Genomic DNA, 22,967 nt, shown 5'->3' on the forward strand with positions numbered 1-22,967 from the left:
AATCTCCGCGATCGACGAAGTCTGCGGGACCGACAGACGGTCTCCCGTTTAGGCGATTTCGCCGAGCGTCCCTTCGCCGTCGACGAAGGAAACCGGGCTGTGCGGGGTCTGCTCGCGGGTAACGACCTCGGTGATGACCGCGGCCACCAGCTCACGGGAGGTGTGCTCATCGGTGGAGGTCGCGGGCTGATCGGCAACGAGCTGAATGCCCGCCGCCGGCTCGTCGGTAAGCACCGCCGGCCCCAAGATGACATACTCCAGGTCCGTGGAGTTCAGGTAGTCGTCCACGGCCTTCTTGGCTAGCGAATAGGTATAGAGGTCGTGATCCGGGTCGAACTCCGCCTGCGTCGCGCCCTTGTAGGAGACCATGACGTAGCGCGGGACCTTCGCGCCCTGATCGCGCAGCTGCTCGAGGCCGTGGATGCTGGCCAGCGCGGCGTCCTGGTCGACGTCGATGGTGACCTGCTCGCCGCCGCGGCCACCGTTGCCAGCCGACCAGACCACCGCGTCGAACTGGCTCTCCAGCTGGGCCCAGTCCTCCACAGTTAGTTGGGTGACGTCCGCCAGGTACGGCGTCGCCCCCAGCTTTTCGATGTCGGCCTGCTGCTCCGGGTTGCGGATGAGCGAGGTGACTTCGGCGCCGGCCTCGCGCAGCTTCGGCGCGGCGAGCTGGGCGACCTTGCCGTGCCCGCCAATGATGAGGACCTTGAGTACTTTGTTCGCAGTCATAAGCCCCACCGTACCAACGTGAGGCGAATTACCTTGCCGATTTTGCCCATTAGCCCGCCACCTGTGGAGTGACAGATACAATAGGGACATGTTTGCGATTATGACCGTGACCGGTGTGGATTCCACCGGTATTGTTGCCTCCGTGTCCACCCAGCTCGCCGAGCTCGATGTGAATATTGTTGACATCTCCCAGACGTTGATGTCGGGATTTTTCACGATGATTCTGCGGGTCGAGTTTGATGATTCCGCCACCTCTATTGCCGAAATCCAGTCGAAGATGGATCCGGTCGCGGAGGCGAAGAAGCAGTCCATTCGCATCCAATCCGAAGAACTGTTCACCACTATGAACGAGGTCTAAGGAGAGTCTGGATTCATGGTTAACACGTTCAATACTCACCGGGTCCTCGAGACCATCGAGATGATCGACAAGTACCGCCTGGACATCCGGACGGTCACGATGGGCATCTCCTTGCTCGGCTGCACCCGCCCCACGATGTCCGCCACCGCCGAGGCGGTCTACGACCTGGTGACCCAGCGCGCCGAGCGCCTGGTCGAGGTCGCCCGCGGTATCGAGACCGAGCTGGGCATCCCGATTGTCAACAAGCGCATCTCCGTCACCCCGGTCTCCCTCGTGGTCGCCGGCGTCGAAGGCAACCCCGTCGAGGTCGCCGAGGCCCTCGACCGCGCCGCCAAGGAAGTCGGCGTGAACTTCGTGGGCGGTTATTCCGCCCTCGTGGAAAAGGGCGCTACCTCCGCGGAAAAGAAGCTCATCGACTCCATCCCGGAGGCCCTGTCCACCACCGAACTCGTCTGCTCCTCGGTCAACATCGCCTCCTCCCGCGCCGGCATCAACATGAACGCCGCCAAGCGCATGGGAGAGGTCATCAAGGAATCCGCGGAACTGACCCGCGACAATTCCGCCATCGCCTGCGCCAAGCTGGTTGTTTTCGCCAACTCCGTGGGCGATAACCCGTTCATGGCGGGTGCCTTCCACGGCATCGAGGAGCCCGACTGCGTCGTCTCCGTGGGCGTGTCCGGCCCAGGCGTAGTCGACCGCGCCTTGGGTTCGCTGGAGGGCGCGACCCTCAACGAGGTCGCCGAAGAGGTCAAGAAGGCCGCGTTCAAGATCACCCGCGCCGGCCAGCTGGTGGGCAACCTCGCCGCGGAGCGCCTCGGCGTCCCCTTCGGCATCGTGGACCTGTCCCTGGCACCCACCGCCGAGCTAGGCGACTCCGTCGCTCACATCCTCGAGCACATGGGCTTGGACCAGGTCGGCACCCACGGCACCACCGCTGCGCTGGCGCTGCTTAACGATGCCGTCAAGAAGGGCGGCATGATGGCCTGCTCCCGCGTCGGCGGCCTGTCGGGTTCCTTCATCCCGGTTTCCGAGGACAAGGGCATGATCGACGCGGTCAAGTCCGGGGCCATTTCCATGGACAAGCTGGAGGCGATGACCTCCATCTGCTCCGTCGGCTTCGACATGATTGCCCTGCCCGGTGATACCTCCGCCACCACCATCGCCGGCATGATCGCCGACGAGGCGGCCATCGGCATGATGAACCATAAGACGACCGCGGTGCGCGTCATCCCGGTGCCCGGCGCCCAGATCGGCGACGAGGTCAACTTCGGCGGCCTGCTGGGCTACGCCCCCGTCATCCCAGTCAACACCGTGGGCAACTCCCAGTTCATCAACCGCGGCGGCTTCATCCCCGCTCCGGTCCACGGTTTCCGCAACTAGGATCCATTCCCTACTCCGCCTGGTCGCCAGGGTCAGCCGCCTTGAAGGCGCCCACCCCGACCAGGCAGACCACCCCGCCCAACCCGGCCAGCCCACCGGCGACCGGAGCCGGCGGGATTTCCAGTAGGAAAAGCGCGAAGCGCCGCCCCGCGGGGCTAGCGAATGCCACTCCCCGAACAAGAAAAAGTGACAGCCTAGCCAATGCCAGGGCTGTCACTAAGTGCGTCAGGTTTTAACGGCGCCGGATGCCGCCCAGGAGGAAGCCGGCAGGGCCGAAGGTGCCGATGACGGCGGTGATGATGGCCCAGAGCCACTTCGGTCCGCGGATCTTGCGGCTGGGCAGGTGGTAGAGGTAGTGCCACGCGGTCGCCTTGAGGACGCCGTCCAGAACGAGGGCGCCGATAACGCCCTTTTGCTCGGCTGAAGAAAGCTGCGACCAGCGCTTGTTCAGGTCGTGCTGGCACTTATCCCACGAACAGGACATGGTGGACTCCTTTTCCTGCGTCACGGTCGGCGCAAAGTAGTGAAATGGTAACCCCTATTTTAGTGTTTGATTCGGGGGAAATCGGGGCTTTTAATGTTGCGTTAGCCACCTCCGCGGAGGTGGAAAAGCCAATGTAAGTTAACACTCGGTTAACTCCGGGCAACCTGGGAATTAATTTAGTGTGAGAATTCAGATAGGTGCATGAGCTAAATTGTTTAAATCTCGAGGCAGGAGTAATGTTTCGGACCGTCCGCGACGCTTGGGCGCCGCAGATGCACTCTGTACTACTTAATTCATGCACTGCAAGGGGCCGACACTGTGACAGCGACTCTGATCATCCTGGGGATCGTGGTGATTACCGCCATCGCGTTTGATTTCACCAACGGTTTCCACGACACGGCCAACGCCATGGCGACCTCGATTGCCACGGGAGCGCTCAAGCCTTTTACCGCGGTAGCTATCTCCGCGGCATTGAACCTGGTGGGCGCGTTCCTCTCCGTCAACGTGGCCGCTACGGTGGCCAAGGGGATCGTCAACCTGGACTCCTACGATCTTTCCGGCGCGGGCACCGGTGCAGTGCCGGCCGACGGCCCAGCCCTGCTAATGGTGGTCTTCACCGGCCTTATCGGCGGCATCCTGTGGAACCTGTTCACCTGGCTGCTGGGCATGCCGTCGAGCTCCTCCCACGCGCTGTTTGGTGGCCTGATTGGCGCGGCCTTCGCAGCCATGGGCGCCGGCGGCGTGGAGTGGTCCTCCATCGCCGGCAAGATCATCATCCCGGCTCTGGCCTCCCCCGTCATCGCCGCGCTGGTTTCCGCGTGCGCCACCGCCCTGGTCTACTGGGTCACCAACACCATCCCGACGAAGGTCAAGAACGAACACTTCCGCCACGGCCAGATCGTGACCGCCTGCCTGGTGTCCTTGGCACACGGCGCCGGCGATGCACAGAAGACGATGGGCGTTATCTTCCTGGCCCTGGTGGCCGCAGGCGAGACCTCCGCTGAGGCGCGCATCCCGACCTGGGTAATCGTTGCCTGTGCTGTGGCAATTGCCGCCGGCACGCTCTCCGGCGGCTGGCGTGTTATCCGGACCCTGGGCAAGGGCTTGGTCGAAATCGAGTCCCCGCAGGGCATGGCCGCTGAGGCAACCTCGGCCGCCATCATCCTGACCTCCGCCACCGGCGGTATGGCACTGTCCACCACGCACGTGTCGACTGGCTCCATCATGGGCACCGGCATCGGTAAGCGCGGCGCGGACGTCCGCTGGGGCGTGGCCATGCGTATGGCCGCGGCCTGGCTGATCACGCTGCCCTGCGCCGCCTTCGTCGGCTTTGTCAGTTGGTGGCTCGCCCACGGCATATCCGCCTTCTCTTCGCTGACGGTGGGCGCCATCGTGGACTTCGTCCTCCTGATCGCCATGGCCACCCTCATCGTCGTCCGCTCCCGCATGAACCCGGTGGATGCCTCCAACGTCAACGAGGACTGGAACAAGGACGCGGAGTCCGTTGACTCCTCCATGGCACACCTCAAGGAGCCGGTCCCCGCCGCCACCGCTACCGCCGCACCGGTCGCCGCATCCGAATCCGCTAACGCGCAGGAAGGTCACTAAAAAGCCATGACCGTCACCGAGATTTTCCAGTCCATCCTCCACGTCGCCGGCCTCGCCCTCCTCTTTGGCGCCGGCATCCCGCTCCTGTTTTCACTCGGCATGCGCTGCATGACCGGCGATCCCATCCGTAACGCCGATGGCGTCGTGGTGGACGACACCCCGGCCAGCCCGCAGATGAAGGTGCTTGGCTGGACCGTTTACGCCGTGCTCGCTGCCGTCATCCTCCTAGCCATCGTCTGGATTGCTCGCGACACCATCGCCCACTACTTCGGCATGGAGCTCTTCGGCGACCTCTAAAACCGGCGGGGTCACACCGCCCCGCCATAAAGTGAACAAAAGGTTAACACGCGGTTACCTAGAGGTTGCTTTCACAAAACGACCGTCCTATAATTGAGCAATCAACTATCGAGACGATCCGTATTCACGTGGAGGTGAATCATGATGACCACAATGCGCACCATCCTGGATGGCATTGCTGATACGTTCAAGGATTCGCTCACCGGTACCGGCGTGGATACCCTTTCCGCTACCCCGGTCGACGCCGCGGTAGCAGAATACTTGGTCGCGGCCGACTCGACCCCGGCGAGCACCAAGGAGGCCGCAGCGGCCTTCGAAGCTATCGCCGGCCACGCCCCCGATACCGACGAGATGATGCAGCTCGAAGCATTTCTACTCAGCTTCGGCTGGCTGCGCTAAAGCCAACCCGTACATAAAAGCACCGCCGCGGCTGCCTTCCTAGCAACCCGCGGCGGTGCTTTACTGTCTCGATCTTCCCCACCACTGCCCTGCCGCCTGGGCGCAGGGCCGGCTGGGGAGTAAGCGCTAAGAGCCGGCTGGGGGCCTAAGCGCTAAGGCGTCTAGGCCAGCTCGACGATCTCCATGTACTCGTCCGACCAGAGGTCCTCGTCGCCGTCGGGCATGATGATGACGCGCTCGGGCTCGAGGGCCTTGACCGCGCCCGGATCGTGGGTCACGAGGACGACGGCCCCGGTGTAGGTGCGCAGAGCGTCCAGGACCTGCTCGCGGGAAATCGGGTCCAGGTTGTTGGTCGGCTCGTCCAGCAGCAGGACGTTGGCGCGCGAGGAGACCAGCGTGGCCAGGGCCAGGCGGGTCTTCTCACCGCCGGAGAGCGTGCCGGCGGGTTGCTCCAGCTTGTCGCCGGAGAACATGAACGCGCCGAGCAAGCCGCGCAGGTCCTGCTGGCCGGCCTCCGGGCAGGCCTCGATGGTGTTTTCCCACACGGTCTTGTCGCCGTCGATGGTGTCGTGCTCCTGGGCGAAGTAGCCGATGCGCAGGCCGTGGCCGCTAACGATGCCGCCTTCGCCATCGGTGCGTTCCACCCCGGCGAGCAGCTTGAGCAAGGTGGTCTTGCCCGCGCCGTTGGTGCCGAGTACCACCACGCGGGAGCCCTTGTCGATGGCCAGGTCCACGCCGGCGAAGACCTCCAGGGAGCCGTACATCTTGGTCAGGCCCTTGGCGTTCATCGGGGTCTTGCCGCAGGGTGCGGGCTCCGGGAACTTGATGCTCGCGAACTTGTCGCTCACCCGCACCTCGTCCAGCTCGTTCATCATGCGATCAGCGCGGGCGAGCATCTGCTTCGCGGCCGCGGCCTTCGTCGCCTTCGCCCCCAGCTTCGCGGCCTGCTTGTGCAACGCCGCGGCCTTCTTCTCCGCGTTGGCGCGCTCGCGGCGCCGGCGGGCCTCGTCGGTAGCGCGGGCGTCCAGGTACTTCTTGTACCCCATGTTGTAGACATCGGCCTCCGCACGGACCGCGTCGAGGAACCAGATCTTATTGCAGACGGCATCGAGCAGCTCCACGTCGTGGGAGATCATGATGAGGCCGCCCTCGTGCTTGGCCAGGAAGCCGCGCAGCCAGGTAATCGAGTCCGCGTCCAGGTGGTTGGTCGGCTCGTCCAACAACAGGGTCGTGTTCGACTTGCCCGCGCCCGCGGTGGCGGAAAAGAGGATCTGCGCCAGCTCCACACGGCGGCGCTGGCCGCCTGACAGGGTCTTGAGCTGCTGGTCCAGCACGCGCTGTGGCAGGCCCAGGTTGTCACAGATCTGGGCGCACTCGGCCGCGGCCTCGTAGCCGCCCAGCGCCTGATAGCGCTCCTCCAGGCGGGAGAACTTCGCGATCGCCTTGTCGCGCTTGTCGTCGTCGTCGGTGTTTTCCATGATGTGCTGCTGCTTTTCCATGGAACGCTGGATTTCATCCAGGCCGCGGGCAGAAAGCACGCGGTTGCGCGCGGACTGCTCGATATTGCCCTCCCGGGAGTCCTGCGGCAGGTAGCCGATGGGCCCGGAAGTGGTCACCGACCCGCCGTAGGGCTCCGTCTCCCCCGACAGGATGCGCATCGTGGTGGTCTTTCCGGCACCATTGCGCCCGATGAGCCCGATGCGGTCCCCCGGCTGGACGCGCAGGTGTTGGCCCGGGGCGTTAAGCAAAGTACGGGCGCCGACGCGAACTTCCAAGTCATTGGTAACAATCACAACCCGCCAGTCTATCAACTTCCGGACAGCACAAAGCCAGGCCCCCTGGGCGAGCCAAGGAGCCTGGCTAAGTGAGAGAAATCGGAGTTGAGCCTAGACGGCGAACCCGAGGGCCTGGAGCTGTTCGCGCCCCTCCTCGGTGATCATGTTCGGACCCCACGGCGGCATCCAGACCCAGTTGATTTCCAACTCGTCGGCAACCTTGTTGCCCACGACCGCCTGTTCGGCCTGTTCGGCGATGATGTCGGTCAACGGGCACGCCGGAGAGGTCAGCGTCATGTTAACGACGGCCTTTTCCTTGCCCTCGTTTTCTTCCATCCAGATCTCGTAGACCAAGCCGAGGTCGACGACGTTGATGCCGAGCTCGGGGTCGATGACGTCACGGAGGAACTCAGCGACGTCGTAGGCCTTCGCGATCTGCTCCTCGGTCTGCTCTGGGCGCTCGCGGCCCCCATCGAAGTTCGAGGACTCGTTCTGGTACGGGTCAGTGGGCTGGGTCATTAATGCTCCAATTCGTTGAGTGCGTCGCCTGCAGCGGCTTGGAATGCCTTCCAGCCTAGCAACGCGCATTTGACTCGGGCTGGGTACTGGGAAACCCCGGCGAAGGCCACGCCGTCACCGATGATTTCGTCGTCGCCCTCTTCCTTGCCGCGCGAGGTCACCATCTTCTCGAACTCGGCGAGCTTCTGGTTGGCCACCTCCAGCGGCTGGCCCACGATCTCCTCGGCCATCACCGAGGTCGAGGCCTGGGAAATCGAGCACCCTTCCGCGTCGTAGGAAATGTCCTCGACGGTCTTGCCGTCGGCGGACAGCTTGACGCGCAAGGTCAGCTCGTCGCCGCAGGACGGGTTCACGTGGTGAACCTCCGCCTGGTGGCCCTCCCGCAGGCCCTTGTACTGCGGGTTCTTGTAGTGATCCAGGATCACCTCTTGGTACATCGAATCCAGCATCTACACCACCCCAAAGAATTCTTGCGCCTTCTTGATGGCGGCGACCAGCTGGTCGACCTCCTCGCGCGTGTTGTACAGGTAGAAGCTAGCGCGCGCCGTGGACTGAACGCCGACCGCGCGGTGCACCGGCCACGCGCAGTGGTGACCCACGCGGATGGCCACACCCTGATCGTCGAGCACCTGGCCCATATCGTGCGGGTGAACCCCGTCGACGAGGAAGGAAATCGCCCCGCCGCGGCGCTCCGCCGTTGTGGGCCCCACGATGGTCAGGCCCTCGATCTGCTTCAGCTGCTCCAGCGCGTACTCGGTCAGCTCATGCTCGTGCGCCTGGATGTTGTCCATGCCGATCTCGGACAGGTACTTGACCGCTGCACCGAGGCCAACGACCTGGCTGGTCATCTGGGTACCGGCCTCGAAACGCTGCGGCGGCGCGGCGAAGGTGGTGCCCTCCATCTTGACGACCTCGATCATCGAGCCGCCCGTCAAGAACGGCGGGAGGGCCTTGAGGTGCTCGGCCTTGCCGTAGAGCACGCCGATGCCGGAAGGACCACACATCTTGTGCCCGGAGAAGGCGGCAAAATCCACGTCTAGGGCGTGGAAATCCACCGGCATGTGCGGGACGGACTGGCAGGCGTCCAAGACCGTGAGAGCGCCCACGGCCTTCGCCCGGGAGACGATCTCCGCGACGTCGGCGACGGCCCCGGTCACGTTCGACTGGTGGGTGAACGCGACCACCTTGACCGACTCGTCGAGCTCCAGGGAGTCCAGGTCGATGCGCCCGCCCTCGGTCACCGAGTACCACTTCAGGGTGGCGCCCGTGCGGCGGGCCAGTTCCTGCCACGGAACCAGGTTGGCGTGGTGCTCCAGCTCGGTGATGACGATGGTGTCATCGGCCGTAACGGCTAGGTCACCGGCGCGGTCGTCGCCCAAGACGTAGGCCACCTCGTTGAGGGCCTCCGTCGCGTTCTTGGTAAACGCGATCTCGTCCCGGTCGGCGCCCACGAAGGCGGCGATTGCCTGGCGGGAAGACTCGTAGGCATCGTCAGCTTCCTCGGCCAACTGGTAGGCGCCGCGGTGGACGGGTGCGAAGGTGTGCAGGACGAAGTCCTCCTCCGCCTTCCACACCGGCAGGGGCCGCTGCGAGGTCGCCCCGGAATCGAGGTAGACCAGCGGCTTACCCCCGCGCACGGTGCGGCTTAGGACGGGGAACTGCGCCCGAATAGCTTGAGTATCTAGTGCTGACATAGTTTCCAGCTTTACTTGACGAACTTGTCGTAGCCCTCGGCCTCGAGCTGGTCCGCCAGTTCGGCGCCGCCCGTCTTCACAATCTGGCCGTGAGCGAAAACGTGGACGTAATCCGGCTTCACGTAGTTGAGGATGCGCTTGTAGTGCGTAATCAGCATGATGCCGCCGTTGGTCTCTTCTTGGTACTGGTTGATGCCGTCGGAGACAATACGCAGCGCGTCCACGTCCAGGCCGGAGTCGGTCTCGTCCATGATGGCCATCTTCGGCTTCAGGATGTCCAGCTGCATGACCTCGTGGCGCTTCTTCTCGCCGCCGGAGAAGCCCTCGTTCACGGAGCGGTGAGCGAAGGACTTATCGATCTGCAGCTGCTCGCGGGCCGCGGTCAGTTCCTTGTTCCACTCGCGCAGCTTCGGGGCCTCGCCGCGGGTAGCGGTGACGGCGGAGCGCAGGAACTGGCTCATCTTCACGCCCGGGACCTCGGTCGGGTACTGCATGGCCAGGAAGAGGCCGGCGCGGGCGCGCTCGTCTACTTCCATGTCCAGGACGTTCTCGCCGTCGAGGAGGACTTCGCCCTCGGTGACCTCGTACTTCGGGTGGCCGGCGATGACGTAAGACAGGGTGGACTTGCCGGAGCCGTTCGGGCCCATGATGGCGTGGGTCTCGCCGGAGTTAATGGTCAGGTTCACGCCCTTGAGGATCTCCTTGGGCTCTTCGCCCTCTTCGTTCGGGAGCACCTGGGCGTGGAGGTTCTTGATTTCCAGAGTTGACATAGCGATTTAATCTTTCTGTTGCGTGGGTTTCAGCAGGGGCGCTAGGCGTTGATCTTCGCTAGCTCGTCAGAAACACGGTTTTCCAGCTCTTCGCGCAGGGACTCGACCGGAATGCGGTTGATGACCTCGTTGAAGAAGCCGCGAATGATGAGCCGGCGGGCTTCTGCCTCCGGGATACCGCGGGACATGAGGTAGAACAGCTCCAAGTCATCGAAGCGGCCGACGGTGGCAGCGTGGCCGGCGCCCGTGATTTCGCCGGTCTCGATCTCCAGGTTCGGGATCGCGTCGGCGCGCGCACCGTCGGTCAGGATGAGGTTGTTGTTCGTCTCATAGGTGTCGGTACCCTGCGCGTCGGCGCGGATGAGCACGTCGCCCACCCAGCAGGTGCGAGACTCGGCCTTCTTGTCGCCCTGCAGCGCGCCCTTGTAGAGCACGCGGGAGCGGCAGTTCGGCACGGAGTGGTCGACCAGCATGCGGTTCTCGAAGTACTGGCCGGAGTCCGCGAAGTAGACACCGAGCAGCTCGACGTCGGCGCCCGGGGCGCTGAAGGTCACGCGCGGGACGATGCGCACGATCTCGCCGCCGAAGATGGCGGAGTTATGGCGCAGGGTGGCGTCGCGGCCCATCTTGATTGCTTGGTGCGACAGGTGGACGGCGTCGTTTTCCCAGTCGGCGTCGACAATCACGGTGACGTGGGCGCCGTCGCCAATGACGAATTCGACGTTGTCAGCGTGGGTGCCGGAACCCTCGTACTTGAGCACGACGGTCGCCTCGGCGTGGTGGCCGACCTCGATAGAGGTCGCGCCAAAGCTGGTAACGCCGTCGCCGCGGCCGGTGATCGTCACGATGGTCGGCTCCTCCAGCCGGGCCTCCGGCTCGATGGTCACGACCTGGGCCTCCGGCATGGAGGTCCATGCCTGGGCAGCCACGCGGTCGGTGGGCTTGCCGGCCCGGCCCAGCCGCTCGTCGGTGGGAGCGACCGTCTCGGTGCGGACCTCGTCCGGACCGGTGACCTTCACGTCTTGGGCTACGGCCTCAGCAAACTCGCCGTTGTGCAGGCCGCGGAGGTTGCGCAGGGAGATAAAGCGCCACACCTCGTCGCGACCCTTCGGGATGTCGAAGTCCGCCACGTCGAAGGAACCGAAGAGATCACCCTTGGTGACCTGGTTCGGGTTCTTACGAGCAGAAAATTCGTTTGAGTTCACCATCGGGACTAGCCCACCGATCCTTCCATCTGTAGCTCGATGAGGCGGTTGAGCTCGAGGGCGTACTCCATCGGGAGCTCCTTCGCGATAGGCTCAACGAAACCGCGCACGATCATAGCCATTGCTTCTTCTTCCGCGATGCCGCGCGACATCAGGTAGAACAACTGCTCCTCCGACACCTGCGAGACGGTCGCCTCGTGGCCCAAGGTCACGTGGTCGTTGCGGATGTCGTTGTAGGGGTATGTGTCCGAACGCGAGATGCTGTCGACCAGCAAGGCGTCGCACTCCACGTTGGAGGTCGAGTGGTGCGCGTTCTGGTTGACCTGAACCAAGCCGCGGTAGGCCGCGCGCCCGCCGGCGCGGGCCACGGACTTGGACACGATGTTCGAGGAGGTGTGCGGCGCCATGTGCGTCATCTTCGCGCCGGTGTCCTGGAACTGATCTTCGCCGGCGAAGGCGACGGAGAGCACCTCACCGCGGGCGTGCTCGCCGGTCAGCCAGACGGCCGGGTACTTCATGGTCACCTTCGAGCCGATGTTGCCGTCGACCCACTCCATGGTCGCGCCCTCTTCACACTTGGTGCGCTTGGTCACCAGGTTGTAGACGTTGTTCGACCAGTTCTGGATGGTCGTGTAGCGGCAACGGCCGCCCTTCTTGACGATAATCTCCACGACGGCGGAGTGCAGGGAGTCCGACTTGTAAATCGGCGCGGTGCAGCCCTCGACGTAGTGCACGTAAGCGTCCTCGTCGACGATGATGAGGGTGCGCTCGAACTGCCCCATGTTTTCCGTGTTGATGCGGAAATATGCCTGCAGCGGGATGTCCACGTGGACTCCCGGCGGAACGTAGATGAAGGAGCCACCGGACCAGACGGCGGAGTTCAGCGAGGAGAACTTGTTGTCGCCGGCCGGGATGACGGTGCCGAAGTATTCCTTGAACAGCTCTTCGTGCTCGCGCAGGGCGGTGTCGGTGTCGACGAAGATAACGCCCTGGCGCTCCAGGTCCTCGCGGATCTGGTGGTAGACGACCTCGGACTCGTACTGGGCGGCGACGCCAGCCACCAGACGCTGCTTCTCCGCATCCGGGATACCCAGCTTGTCGTAGGTTTCCTTAATGTCGGCGGGCAGATCGTCCCAGGTCTGGGCCTGCTCCTCGGTCGACTTGACGTAGTACTTAATGTTGTCGAAGTCGATCCCGGACAAATCCGCGCCCCAGGTGGGAATCGGCTTCTTCTCGAAGATGTTGAGGGCCTTGAGCCGCTGGTTGAGCATCCACTCGGGCTCGTTCTTTTGGCGGGAGATGTCGCGAACGACCTCCTCGCTCAGCCCACGTCGTGCCGATGCACCGGCCACGTCCGAGTCGTGCCAGCCATATTCGTACGCACCGATGGACTCGATGATCTCGTCATCGGTCATCTTGGCCTCGGTACCCGGCGCAGATTGTGCCTGAGTCATGACCCGCTCCTTTCTCACTGCATGTGAAGATTAGTTGCGTTGTTTAAAAATTGGTGTCAAGGGGATGTTAGTCGTGCAGATACCGTGGCCGTCCGCAATGGAGGCCAAAGGCTGCACGTGCTTGCCTAACAGGGCGGAAAAGACCTCCTGCTCCGCCTCACACAACTCGGGATGCTCCGCTGCCACGTGAGCCACGGGGCAATGGTGCTGACAAATCTGCACTCCCTGGCCTGCGCTGGTCACGGTGGCGGCGTAGCCGTGGTCGTCCAAGGCCGCGGCGAGCTCCGCCGCGATCTCTTCCACGGATTCGCCCTCCTGGACCAAGGGTTCCACGTCCGCCAGCAACCGCTCCATGCGAGCTTTCGCAAATTGCTTGACGGCCGCAGAGCCGCCGACTTCCCGGAGGGCGGTCAGCGCCTCGGAGGCGAGTTCGTCGTAGGCGTGCCCGAACTGGGCCCGCCCCTTGTCGGTGAGGCGGAAATGTTTGGCGGGGCGCCCGCGCCCGGCCGGTTCCCCGTACTTGGGGTGCGGCCGGCGGTGGACTACCTCCGTCAAATCCTCTTCCACCAGGATGTCTAGATGGCGTCGCACGCCCGCGGCGGAAAGCCCCAGGCGCTTTCCCAGGTACGAAGCGGTGACCGGACCGTCCTTGAGCAGCAGAAGCATGACTTGGCGGCGGGTGTCCCCCTCCGTGGAGCGAGACTCCTTTGCCGGGCTCGCCGCCGCGGCAGCTCGCGCCTTGTTCGTCATGTCTTCCACCTCCTTGCGCACTAGCCGTGCACACCTAACAAGTCGTATCCGAGTCAGCCACCTCGATACCGGGGCTAACACTTTAGACAACACTAGTGTTCCCTAATTCATTCCCGAATGCCACCAACGCTGGTTATCGGCGTGCCGCCCGCGGGCCCCCGCGGGTGGAGTGCGTAAAGTAGACGCCGATGAAACAGATTTTCGCCGACGGTCTCCGATCCCTGAGATCCGCGCTACCCCGCCTGGGCACGGCCGGTTCTCGGTCGGCGTTGCTGCACACCAGCAATGAGCCGGAGGCCCGCGCAGAGCGCGCTGCAGGCGGCGAAAGAGGCGCCCGCTTCGACCTCCTGCCGGTCGATCCCGCGGGGGGTAGCCGGGGGCGATATTCCGTCAACCATCTGCGGGGCTTTTTCATCCTCCGGTGGATGGGCACCGTCGGCGCGCTCCTTATCGCCTTCGGCGGCCTGGGCGCGGGTGCCGTGCCCGTGGTGGGCAACCCCTACGACAACGTCCCCTTCGGCTCGCTGATGTCCCGCATGCTGCAGACCGCTTCCGCCCTGGTCTTCCTGGGCGTGGCCCTCCTGGTGCTCGCCTGGGTGCTGATGGCGCCTTACGTGGGCGCGCCCCTGCGCCGGGCCCAGCGGCAACACCCGGCCGTGGCGCCGCACCTTTTGTGGCGCACCTTCGCCGGCTGGGTCATCCCGCTTATCCTGACCGCTCCCCTGTTCACCCAGGACATCTATTCCTACCTGGCCAACGGCTCCATCGTCGTCGATGGCTTGGACCCTTACTCGGCGGGGCCGGTCCAGTTGCTGGGCCCGGAAAACGAGCTCGCCCGGTCGGTGCCGTTCATCTGGGCCAACTCACCCTCCCCGTACGGGCCGGTCGCCCTGGGCCTGGCGGGCGCGGTCAGCTGGCTGACCCAGGACTCCATTCTCTTGGGAGTTATCGCCCACCGCCTGCTGTCCATCCTCGGCGTAGGCGCGGCCGGCTGGGCGCTGACCCGGCTGGCGCTGCGCTGCCGGGTCAAGGTGGCCACGGCCCTGTGGTTGGGGATCCTCAACCCGCTGACGGTCCTCCACCTCATCGGCGGCATCCACAACGAGTCGATCATGCTGGGGCTCATCCTGGTCGGCGTCGAGTTCGGCCTCCGGACCGCCGACCGGGTAACTGACCTCCCGACTAGCGCGGGGTTTAGTAGTCCCGTCGGCCGCGCGATCGCCGGTTACCTGGCCTTGTCTGTCGCGCTCATCTCCTGCGCCGGCATGGTCAAGGTCACCGGCTTTATCGCCCTAGGGTTCGTGGGCATGACCTTGGCGCGCACGCTGGTCCGCCACCGCGGCGCCAGCCCGCTGCGGGCCATCGCCCTGTCCGCCGCCACCCACCTGGCCCTACTTATTGCGACCATCGCCGTGATTACCGTGCTCACGGGTATCGGCCTGGGGTGGATCACCGGCCAGGGCGGCGCGGCCACCATCCGCTCCTGGATGTCGGCGACCACCTCGGTGGGCGTGGGCGCCGGCTTCCTCGGCATGCAGCTGGGGTTGGGTGATCACACCGACGCCATCCTCTCGGTCACCCGCACCCTGGGCGTCCTGGTCGCCGGGGTCTTCATGGTGCGCATGCTTTTCGCCACCTTCCGCGGCTCCATCCACCCCGTCGGCGGGCTCGGGGTCTCCACGCTGGTGCTGGTCGTCTTCTTCCCGGTGGTCCACCCCTGGTACATCCTGTGGGCGGTCTTTCCGCTGGCCGCGTGGGCCAACCGCTTAGTCTTCCGCGCCGCGGTGGTCGGCTACTCGGCCATCGTCAGCTTCTTCGTCCTGCCCCGCGGCTTGGGCCTGCCGCCGATGACTATCCTGCTCATCTACCTCGCTGCGGCGGTAATGTTCGTCATAGTCGGCGGAATCTGGTGGGTGCTATTACGCCGATCGCGGGTTGATCTCCTAAGGTAGAGCGGTGTGACTAAAACTTTCGATGGATCTTTAGCTTTAGAGCTCCGCGGGGTGCACAAGACCTACAGCGGCAAGCCCGCCGTCAACGGGCTCGACCTGCGGGTTCCCCGCGGTCAGATGCTCTGCCTGCTCGGCCCCAACGGTGCCGGCAAGACCACCACCATTGAAATGTGCGAGGGCTTCATCGCCCCGACCTCCGGGTCCATCCGGGTCCTAGGCCTGGATCCGACGTCCCAGGCCGACCAGGTCCGCGCCCGGATCGGCATCATGCTCCAGGGCGGGGGCTCCTATTCCGGCATCCGCGTGCGCGAGATGCTGCACCTGGCCGCCAGCTACAACCAGAACCCCCACGACCCGGACTGGCTGATGGAGCTGCTCGGCCTCGAGGGCGTAGCCCGCAATACCTACCGCAGGCTGTCTGGCGGCCAGAAGCAACGCCTCTCGCTGGCGCTGGCGATTATTTCCCGACCTGAGCTGGTCTTCCTCGACGAGCCAACCGCCGGCATGGACGCGCAATCCCGGCTGGCCGTCTGGCGGCTTATCGATGCCCTCAAGCGCGACGGCACCACCATCGTGTTGACCACCCACCTCATGGACGAGGCCGAAGCCCTGGCGGACTATATCGCCATCATCGACCGCGGTGAGCTGATCGCCGAAGGAACACCCAGCGAGCTGATGACCCGCACCGCGAACCCGCAGGTAACGCTGTCCACGGACGAGGCCATCGACGTGGATCGCTTTGCCCGCGACTGCGGCATCGGGCTCGACCTCGTCCGTCCCCTGCACTACCGCGTTCACGCGGCCGGCACGCCGGAGCTGCTCGCCCGGCTGACCCAGGCGCTGGCCGGCCAGGGGGTCCTCGCCCACCGCATCGACACCGCCCACCGCAATCTCGAGGATGTCTTCCTCGATCTCACCGGCCGCGAACTACGCAGTTAAGGGGAATAACCATGGATACACCCACCACACCTGCTGATTCCGCCCGGGCCGTCGGGCGCGCTGCGGACTTCCCGCCGGGCACCTTCCGCCCGGCACCGCAGCGGGCATCGGCGGCTCAGCTCGCCTGGGCCCAAGGGCTCATTGAATCCAAGCTCATGCTCCGCCACGGCGAGCAGCTGTTGCTCAGCATCATCATCCCGGCGCTGCTGCTCTTCGGCGCGGCCCGGATGCCGCTGCTGGCAGACGAGATTCACCTCGACCAGATCTTCCCGATGGTACTGGCCGTAGCCGCCACCAGCGCGGGCTTTACCGGCCAGGCCATCTCCCTGGCCTTCGACCGCCGCTACGGCGCCCTCAAGCGCACCGGCGCCTCCGGCGTGCCCGCCTGGACCATCGTGACCGGCAAGATCATGGCGGTGCTCTCCATGGTCACCGTCCAGGTGATCGTCCTGGGCGTCATCGCCGTGGCCCTGGGCTTTAGGACCAGCTGGGTGGGCGTGCTGCTCGCCCTGGTCATCCTCCTGTTCGGCGTGGCGACCTTCACCGCGCTGGGCCTTATCCTGGGCGGGACGCTGTCGTCGGAGATCGTCTTGGCGCTGGCCAACCTCATCTGGTTCCTGCTACTGGGCGTCGTCGGCTGGGCGATGTACAGCCAGGGGCTCGGCTCCAACGGGCTCCTCAACGTGGTGCCCACGGTGGCCCTGGCGGGTGGATTGGCCGACGCCTTCGCCGGTCACCTACCCTGGGTGCAGATGCTGGTCTTGGCCGCCTGGGCAGGCGCAGCGTCGTTGGCGGCGGCCAAATGGTTCCGATTCGAGGGCTAAGTGTGAGTTATTTCTAAAAACCCAGCTTGACCCCTACTTTTCTTTTTAGTTCGACCCCATACGGAGTACCCTAATGACCGTGAGTGACAACGTGACAACCTCTGCTTCCCCCGCCTCGGGCGATACCCGCCCCGGGTTCTTTTCCCGCCTGGGCAATTTCGTCCGGAACGGCGTGCCCAGCCTGCGCCAGCAGCGCATCATCGCGTTCATCCTGCTGCTGTGCCAGGGCGGCATCACGGTCTCCGGTTCCATCGTCCGCGTGACCGGCTCCGGGCTGGGCTGCGTGACGTGGCCCAATTGCCACCCCGGTTCGCTGGTGCCGCTGGAGGGCACGGCCCCGCTGATCCACCAGTTCATCGAGTTCGGTAACCGCCTGCTGACCTTCGTGGTGCTGGCCGCCGCCCTAGCCGCGGCCTTCGCCATGCACCGCGCGCGCCGCCGCAAGGAGCTCAAGGTCTACGCCTGGATTTCGGTCGCCGGCATCTTCGTCCAGGCGCTTATCGGCGCCCTGTCGGTCTTCCTGAAGCTGAAGTGGTGGGCGGTGGCCATGCACTTCCTGCCGTCGATGGTCCTGGTCTGGATCGCCGCGCTGCTGTATACCCGCCTGCGCCAGCCGGATGACGGCACCCCGACCCAGGCCTTCCCGCGTACCATCCGCAACCTGGCCGCCGTCGCCGCGGCCGCCCTGGCCGTCGTGCTGATTACCGGCACCTTCGTCACCGGCTCGGGCCGGCACGCGGGCGACGCCGAGGAAGGCATGCTGGGCCGCCTCCACCTAGACACCGAGTCCATGGCCGTGGTCCACGCGATGTGCATGTACGTCTACCTAGCCCTGACCCTGGTCGTCATCATCCTGCTCTACCGCAACCGGGTCGCGGCCCGCCCGCGCAACATCGGCTGGTACCTGGTGGTCGCTATTTTGATTCAGTGGGCCATCGGTGTCATCCAGTTCCGCCTGGGCATCCCCCGCTGGACCATCCCGGTGCACATCGGGATGTCCTCCCTCGTCACCGCCCTGACCGCGGCTCTGTATGCCTACGGCTTCGTCCGCACCGGCGGCACCGAGGGCCTCAAAACGGGCTCGATCGAGGGTGATAAGCACTACGCGGATCGCCAAGCTGCCCTCGCCGCGCGCTAAAAACAGTTAACGTGGGTGTATGCATGCTATTCAAGTAAAGCGCACCGGCGGCCCGGAAGTACTGGAGTACGTGTCCGTGGATGCCCCCGTCCCCAGCGACAACGAGGTTCTCGTGGATGTCGAGCGGGCGGGGGTTAACTATATCGACACCTACTACCGCGAGGGCATCTACAACGCCAACGTCCCGTTCATCCTCGGCCTGGAAGGCGTCGGCCGCGTCAGCCACGATCCGCGCGGCGAGATCGCCGAGGGCACCCTGGTGGCCTGGCACCACGCCTTCGGCTCCTACGCCGAGCAGGTCTGCGTGGACCGCAACCGCATGGCCCAGGTACCGGACGATTTCCCGCTGAATATCGCCGCCTCCATGATGCTGCAGGGCATGACGGCGCACTACCTCACCCACGGCGTCTACCAGCTGGAGGAAGGCTCCACCTGCCTGATTACCGCCGGCGCCGGCGGCGTAGGCCTGCTGGCCACCCAGATGGCCAAGTACTTGGGCGCCACGGTCTACTCCGTGGTCTCCTCCGATGAGAAGGAGCAGCTGGCCTACGAGGCCGGAGCGGACCAGGTCTTCCGCTACTCCGACGTGCTGGCCGAGCAGGTCCGCCGTTTCAACGGCGGCCAGGGCGTCGACGTGGTCTACGACGGCGTCGGCCAGGCCACCTTCCAGGAGTCCCTCGAGGTCGTCCGCCCGCGCGGCACGGTCTGCCTGTTCGGCGCGGCTTCCGGCCCGGTCGAGCCCATCGACCCGCAGGTGCTCAACACCCACGGCGCGATCTTCCTGACCCGCCCGTCGCTGGCCGCCTACACGGCTACCGATGCCGAGTTCCAGAAGCGCTCCCAGGCCGTCGTCGAGATGATCCGCAGCGGCCACCTGACCCTGCGCGTGAGCAACGAGTACCCTCTCGAGCAGGCCGAGCAGGCCCACCGCGACCTGCAGGCCCGCAAGACCACCGGCTCCATCGTCTTAAACCCCCGCGCCTAGCGCCCGAAGCACCCAAAAACCCAGCCCGCCTTCCGCCCGTTGGAGATATCCACGGGGAGGTCAGACGGGCTGGGTTTCCTTATTTGTTAAGCCGGGCCGGAGGGCCTACTAGAAGCCGAGGGCCTCGCCGACGGTCTGCCAGCCCAGGATGGCGTCGATGGACAGGCCGATAAAGAGCACGGACAGGTAGTTGTTCGAGTAGATGAACAAGCGCATGGGCTTGACCGTCTGGCCGCCCTTGACGCCCTGGTGCAGGCGGATGGCCATCCACAGGAAGGCCGCACCGGAGAGCACCGCGACCACCAGGTAGATCCAGGAGGTGGCCGGGACGATGAGCCAGGACACGATGACGGTGCCGATGGTGTACCAGACGATCTGGCGGGTGACCTCCTGGTCGGAGGCCACCACGGGCAACATCGGGACGCCAGCGCGGCGGTAGTCTTCCTTATACTTCATGGCCAGCGCCCAAGTGTGCGGCGGGGTCCAGAAGAAGATGATGAGGAAGAGCACGATGGCCTGCCACCACTGGCCCGGCTCGTCGGCCGGGGCGTTGTCCTTGATGACCGCCCAGCCGACCATCGCCGGCATACAGCCAGCCAGCCCGCCCCAGACGATGTTCTGGGCGTTGCGCATCTTCAAAAACTTCGTGTAGACGAAGACGTAGAACAGATTCGTCAGGATGACAAAGAAGGCGGCGAGCCAGGAGTTGGCCATGACCCCGAGCCAGAAGATGGACAGCGCCAGCATGATCCAGGCGAAGATAGCAGCGTTGCGCTTGCTGATCTTAGCACGGACCAGCGGGCGGGCGCGGGTGCGCTGCATCTTCTGATCGAGGTCGTAGTCCACCACGTTGTTGAACGTGTGGGCGGCCGCCGCGCCCATCCAGCCGCCGAAGAGCGTGGAGAGGATGAGCCAGATATTGTCACTGACGGCCTCGAGACCGCGCTGCGCCTGGAGCATCGCCGGAATTGCTGCGACGAGGAGGAGCTCAATGATCCTCGGTTTAGTCAGCGCAATATAGGCCTTGATGGTCTCCAAGGAATCATCCTCCAGCGTCCTGGGCACGAGCGGGTTGGTGGTCAATAGGCGGCCGCTAAAGGCCGCAGTTAAGTGGTCACCCCTTCGCGGGCGATAGTTCCGCGCACGCCGTGACTCGTTACCAACTTCACAACGCCGGCGGGTGGGAAGACTACTACAGGGCTTTAGTCGGACGAGGCGCGCCGCGAAAAAGCGCGCGCTGATCCAGCCCCAGCCTTTCCTATCCCTGCCAGCCTACAACGTTTGGCTGATAAACCTTAAATTCTCTCCGCTGCCGTGTCGAGACACCTCGGTACCGGCCGCCGGCAGCCCACCGAACGCCCGGCCCCCGGGCGGCCAAGTGCGGTTTGGCCCCAGCTCAGCGCGAGTGCGCGCCGCACCAGTACGGCGCCCCTCCACCGGGCCGGCTGCCGCGCCCGCCGCACAATTCGCCCCCGGCTTCGGTAGATGCGCCCGGAGGTGCTCCCTTGGGACCGCAAAGTTCACTAGACTGAGGGAGGAATTTTTCTATGTCGAAAACACCGAGCTAGTAAGGACCATTTACCGTGTCGGAAATTACCTTGTCGCCTGAGCTGCAGGCCATGACCGAGCGCCGCTACCCCGAGGATTGGACCGACCGGGACACCCGGGCAGTCGATACCATCCGCGTACTGGCCGCCGACGCCGTGCAGAACTGCGGTTCTGGGCACCCGGGTACCGCGATGTCGCTCGCGCCGCTGGCCTACACGCTGTACCAGCGGATCCTCAACCACGATCCGCAGGATAAGGACTGGGCCGGCCGCGACCGCTTCGTGTTGTCCGTGGGCCACTCCTCCCTTACCCAGTACATCCAGCTCTTCCTGGGCGGTTTCGGCCTGGAGATGGACGATCTGAAAGCCCTGCGCACCTGGGGTTCGCGCACCCCGGGCCACCCGGAGGTCCACCACACCGACGGTGTGGAAATCACCACCGGCCCGCTGGGCCAGGGCCTGGCGTCCTCCGTGGGCATGGCCATGGCCGCCCGCAAGGAGCGCGGCCTGTTCGACCCGGAGGCCCCCGCCGGCGAGTCCCCCTTCGACCACTTCGTCTACGTCATCGCCTCCGACGGCGACCTGCAGGAGGGCGTGACCTCCGAAGCCTCCTCCCTGGCGGGCACGCAGCAGCTGGGCAACCTGATCGTCTTCTGGGATGACAACCGCATCTCCATCGAGGACGACACCAACATCGCCTTCAACGAGGACGTCGTGGCCCGTTACGAGGCTTACGGCTGGCACGTCCAGACCGTCGAGTCCGGCGAGGACGTCGTAGCCATCGAGAAGGCGGCGCGCGAGGCGCAGAAGGTCACCGACAAGCCTTCCTTCATCCGGGTTAAGACCGTCATCGGCTACCCGGCGCCGAACAAGATGAACACCGGTGGCGCCCACGGCGCCGCCCTAGGCGACGAGGAGGTCGCCGCCACCAAGGAGATCCTGGGCTTCGACCCGCAGGAGACCTTCCACATCGACGCCGATGTGCTCGAGCACACCCGCGGGCTGGTCGAGCGCGGCGCGCAGGCCCACGCGGACTGGCAGCAGCGCTTCGACGCCTGGGCAGAGAAGAACCCGGAGGCCAAGCAGCTCTTCGACCGGATGCAGGCCCGCCAGCTGCCGGAGGACTTCGCGGCCGAGCTGCCGATCTGGTCCACCGAGGACAAGCCGCTGGCTACCCGCAAGGCCTCGGAGGCGACCATCCAGGCGCTGGCCGCTGCCCTACCGGAGATGTGGGGCGGCTCGGCCGACCTGGCCGGTTCCAACAACACCGTGATCAAGGGCGCGGATTCCTTCGGCCCGACCGCCATCGCCACCGACACCTGGTCCGCGCAGCCTTACGGCCGCAACCTCCACTTCGGCATCCGCGAGCACGCGATGTCGGCGATCATGAACGGCATCGCCCTGCACGGCAACACCCGCGTCTACGGCGGTACCTTCCTGATCTTCTCCGAGTACCAGTTCCCGGCCATCCGCCTGGGCGCCCTGATGTCCACGGATACCTACTACGTCTGGACCCACGACTCCATCGGCCTGGGCGAGGACGGCCCGACCCACCAGCCGGTCGAGACCCTGGCCGCCCTGCGCGCCGTGCCGAACCTGGCGGTCATCCGCCCGGCGGACGCGAACGAGACCGCCCAGGCGTGGGCCGCCGCCCTGGAGCGCCCGGCCGCCCCGAAGGGCCTGTCGCTGACCCGCCAGAACCTGCCCATCCTGGAAGGCACCGCGGAAAAGGCCGCCGAGGGCGTGCGCCGCGGCGCCTACACCCTGGTCGAGGCCAGCGGCGGCGAGCCCGAGGTCATCCTGATTGCCACCGGCTCCGAGGTCCAGTACGCCGTCGAGGCCGCCCAGGTGCTCGAGGAGCAGTCCGTGCCCACCCGCGTGGTCTCCGCCCCCTGCCTGGAGTGGTTCGAGGAGCAGGACGCCGAGTACCGCGAGCAGGTGCTGCCGGCCCAGGTCCGGGCCCGCGTCTCCGTGGAGGCCGCGGTCGCCCAGCCGTGGCACAAGTACACCGGCACCTTCGGCCGCAACATCTCCCTCGAGCACTACGGCGCCTCGGCCCCGGCGGAGGAGCTCTTCGAGAAGTTCGGCTTCACCGCCCAGGCCGTCGTCGAGGCTGCCCAGGAGTCCTTGGCCGCCGCCCGCGCCTAGTTTTCACCCGCC

23 protein-coding genes are annotated in these 22,967 nt (G+C 65.2%); 11 read left to right on the forward strand and 12 right to left on the reverse strand.

All coding sequences use genetic code 11. From position 1 onward, the window contains the following. Positions 1-48: 48 nt before the first annotated feature. Positions 49-729: an NAD(P)H-binding protein gene (locus tag VVS03_RS00490; protein WP_368534007.1), complete on the reverse strand. Its 681-nt coding sequence runs from the start codon at positions 727-729 to the stop codon at positions 49-51. 88 nt (positions 730-817) lie between these two features. Between VVS03_RS00490 and VVS03_RS00495 the strand changes: the two genes are divergently transcribed. Both VVS03_RS00495 and VVS03_RS00500 read left to right on the forward strand, forming a co-directional pair. Beyond that, on the forward strand, positions 818-1,087 hold the full coding sequence (locus VVS03_RS00495; protein WP_290221813.1) for an ACT domain-containing protein: 270 nt from the start codon (positions 818-820) through the stop codon (positions 1,085-1,087). A gap of 15 nt (positions 1,088-1,102) precedes the next feature. After that, the gene (locus tag VVS03_RS00500) at positions 1,103-2,467 is read left to right on the forward strand and encodes a PFL family protein (RefSeq protein ID WP_368534006.1); all 1,365 of its coding nucleotides are present in this window, start codon (positions 1,103-1,105) and stop codon (positions 2,465-2,467) included. Positions 2,468-2,477: 10 nt separating this feature from the next. On the opposite strand, the gene VVS03_RS00505 is transcribed toward VVS03_RS00500, so the two are convergent. Further along, positions 2,478-2,636 carry a hypothetical protein gene (locus VVS03_RS00505; RefSeq protein ID WP_368534005.1) on the reverse strand — a complete coding sequence of 53 codons (159 nt, stop codon included), beginning with the start codon at positions 2,634-2,636 and terminating at the stop codon, positions 2,478-2,480. 63 nt (positions 2,637-2,699) lie between these two features. Beyond that, entirely contained in the window at positions 2,700-2,951 is a 252-nt protein-coding gene (locus VVS03_RS00510; RefSeq protein ID WP_368519312.1) for a hypothetical protein, read from the reverse strand. A 318-nt stretch (positions 2,952-3,269) separates the two neighbouring features. On the opposite strand from VVS03_RS00510, the gene VVS03_RS00515 reads away from it, so the two are divergent. From VVS03_RS00515 to VVS03_RS00525, 3 genes are all read left to right on the forward strand, one after another. Then, positions 3,270-4,559, forward strand: coding sequence for an anion permease (locus VVS03_RS00515; protein ID WP_368534004.1), 1,290 nt, complete (start codon positions 3,270-3,272; stop codon positions 4,557-4,559). Between the two features lie 6 nt (positions 4,560-4,565). After that, entirely contained in the window at positions 4,566-4,856 is a 291-nt protein-coding gene (locus tag VVS03_RS00520) for a hypothetical protein (RefSeq protein WP_368534003.1), read from the forward strand. Between the two features lie 141 nt (positions 4,857-4,997). Further along, positions 4,998-5,255 carry a hypothetical protein gene (locus tag VVS03_RS00525; RefSeq protein WP_368534002.1) on the forward strand — a complete coding sequence of 86 codons (258 nt, stop codon included), beginning with the start codon at positions 4,998-5,000 and terminating at the stop codon, positions 5,253-5,255. 161 nt (positions 5,256-5,416) lie between these two features. On the opposite strand, the gene VVS03_RS00530 is transcribed toward VVS03_RS00525, so the two are convergent. From VVS03_RS00530 to VVS03_RS00565, 8 genes are all read right to left on the reverse strand, one after another. Further along, positions 5,417-7,048 (reverse strand): ABC-F family ATP-binding cassette domain-containing protein, encoded by a 1,632-nt coding sequence (locus tag VVS03_RS00530; RefSeq protein ID WP_368534001.1) that lies wholly within the window; start codon positions 7,046-7,048, stop codon positions 5,417-5,419. Positions 7,049-7,141: 93 nt separating this feature from the next. Then, positions 7,142-7,549 carry a metal-sulfur cluster assembly factor gene (locus VVS03_RS00535; RefSeq protein ID WP_368534000.1) on the reverse strand — a complete coding sequence of 136 codons (408 nt, stop codon included), beginning with the start codon at positions 7,547-7,549 and terminating at the stop codon, positions 7,142-7,144. Then, complete coding sequence (gene sufU, locus VVS03_RS00540; RefSeq protein WP_368533999.1) at positions 7,549-7,998, reverse strand: Fe-S cluster assembly sulfur transfer protein SufU; 450 nt, start codon at positions 7,996-7,998, stop codon at positions 7,549-7,551. The genes VVS03_RS00535 and sufU overlap by 1 nt, the downstream gene beginning before the upstream one ends. After that, a complete protein-coding gene (locus VVS03_RS00545; protein WP_368533998.1) occupies positions 7,999-9,243 on the reverse strand; it encodes a cysteine desulfurase in 1,245 nt (414 codons plus the stop codon). A gap of 11 nt (positions 9,244-9,254) precedes the next feature. Beyond that, entirely contained in the window at positions 9,255-10,013 is a 759-nt protein-coding gene (sufC, locus tag VVS03_RS00550; RefSeq protein WP_368533997.1) for a Fe-S cluster assembly ATPase SufC, read from the reverse strand. A 41-nt stretch (positions 10,014-10,054) separates the two neighbouring features. Next, the gene (sufD, locus tag VVS03_RS00555) at positions 10,055-11,221 is read right to left on the reverse strand and encodes a Fe-S cluster assembly protein SufD (protein ID WP_368521169.1); all 1,167 of its coding nucleotides are present in this window, start codon (positions 11,219-11,221) and stop codon (positions 10,055-10,057) included. 5 nt (positions 11,222-11,226) lie between these two features. Next, positions 11,227-12,672, reverse strand: a complete 1,446-nt coding sequence (sufB, locus tag VVS03_RS00560) for a Fe-S cluster assembly protein SufB (RefSeq protein ID WP_368526515.1) — start codon at positions 12,670-12,672, stop codon at positions 11,227-11,229. Positions 12,673-12,702: 30 nt separating this feature from the next. Next, positions 12,703-13,422 carry a helix-turn-helix transcriptional regulator gene (locus VVS03_RS00565; RefSeq protein ID WP_368519302.1) on the reverse strand — a complete coding sequence of 240 codons (720 nt, stop codon included), beginning with the start codon at positions 13,420-13,422 and terminating at the stop codon, positions 12,703-12,705. Positions 13,423-13,610: 188 nt separating this feature from the next. Between VVS03_RS00565 and mptB the strand changes: the two genes are divergently transcribed. The 5 genes from mptB (at position 13,611) to VVS03_RS00590 (ending at position 19,260) form a co-directional block, all read left to right on the forward strand. Further along, the gene (mptB, locus tag VVS03_RS00570; protein WP_368534547.1) at positions 13,611-15,374 is read left to right on the forward strand and encodes a polyprenol phosphomannose-dependent alpha 1,6 mannosyltransferase MptB; all 1,764 of its coding nucleotides are present in this window, start codon (positions 13,611-13,613) and stop codon (positions 15,372-15,374) included. 6 nt (positions 15,375-15,380) lie between these two features. Continuing rightward, a complete protein-coding gene (locus tag VVS03_RS00575; RefSeq protein ID WP_409338386.1) occupies positions 15,381-16,313 on the forward strand; it encodes an ABC transporter ATP-binding protein in 933 nt (310 codons plus the stop codon). 11 nt (positions 16,314-16,324) lie between these two features. Further along, positions 16,325-17,137 carry an ABC transporter permease gene (locus VVS03_RS00580; RefSeq protein ID WP_368533994.1) on the forward strand — a complete coding sequence of 271 codons (813 nt, stop codon included), beginning with the start codon at positions 16,325-16,327 and terminating at the stop codon, positions 17,135-17,137. 73 nt (positions 17,138-17,210) lie between these two features. Continuing rightward, positions 17,211-18,275, forward strand: coding sequence for a COX15/CtaA family protein (locus VVS03_RS00585; RefSeq protein WP_409338157.1), 1,065 nt, complete (start codon positions 17,211-17,213; stop codon positions 18,273-18,275). 19 nt (positions 18,276-18,294) lie between these two features. Next, positions 18,295-19,260, forward strand: a complete 966-nt coding sequence (locus tag VVS03_RS00590) for a quinone oxidoreductase (RefSeq protein WP_368533993.1) — start codon at positions 18,295-18,297, stop codon at positions 19,258-19,260. A gap of 108 nt (positions 19,261-19,368) precedes the next feature. Here the strand turns inward: VVS03_RS00590 and VVS03_RS00595 are convergent, their stop codons facing one another. After that, positions 19,369-20,298: a heme o synthase gene (locus tag VVS03_RS00595; protein WP_368534065.1), complete on the reverse strand. Its 930-nt coding sequence runs from the start codon at positions 20,296-20,298 to the stop codon at positions 19,369-19,371. 581 nt (positions 20,299-20,879) lie between these two features. Between VVS03_RS00595 and tkt the strand changes: the two genes are divergently transcribed. Beyond that, complete coding sequence (tkt, locus tag VVS03_RS00600) at positions 20,880-22,955, forward strand: transketolase (RefSeq protein WP_368534064.1); 2,076 nt, start codon at positions 20,880-20,882, stop codon at positions 22,953-22,955. Positions 22,956-22,967: the final 12 nt, after the last annotated feature.

This window comes from Corynebacterium sp. LK2537, from assembly GCF_040946485.1.
Taxonomy (GTDB): domain Bacteria; phylum Actinomycetota; class Actinomycetes; order Mycobacteriales; family Mycobacteriaceae; genus Corynebacterium.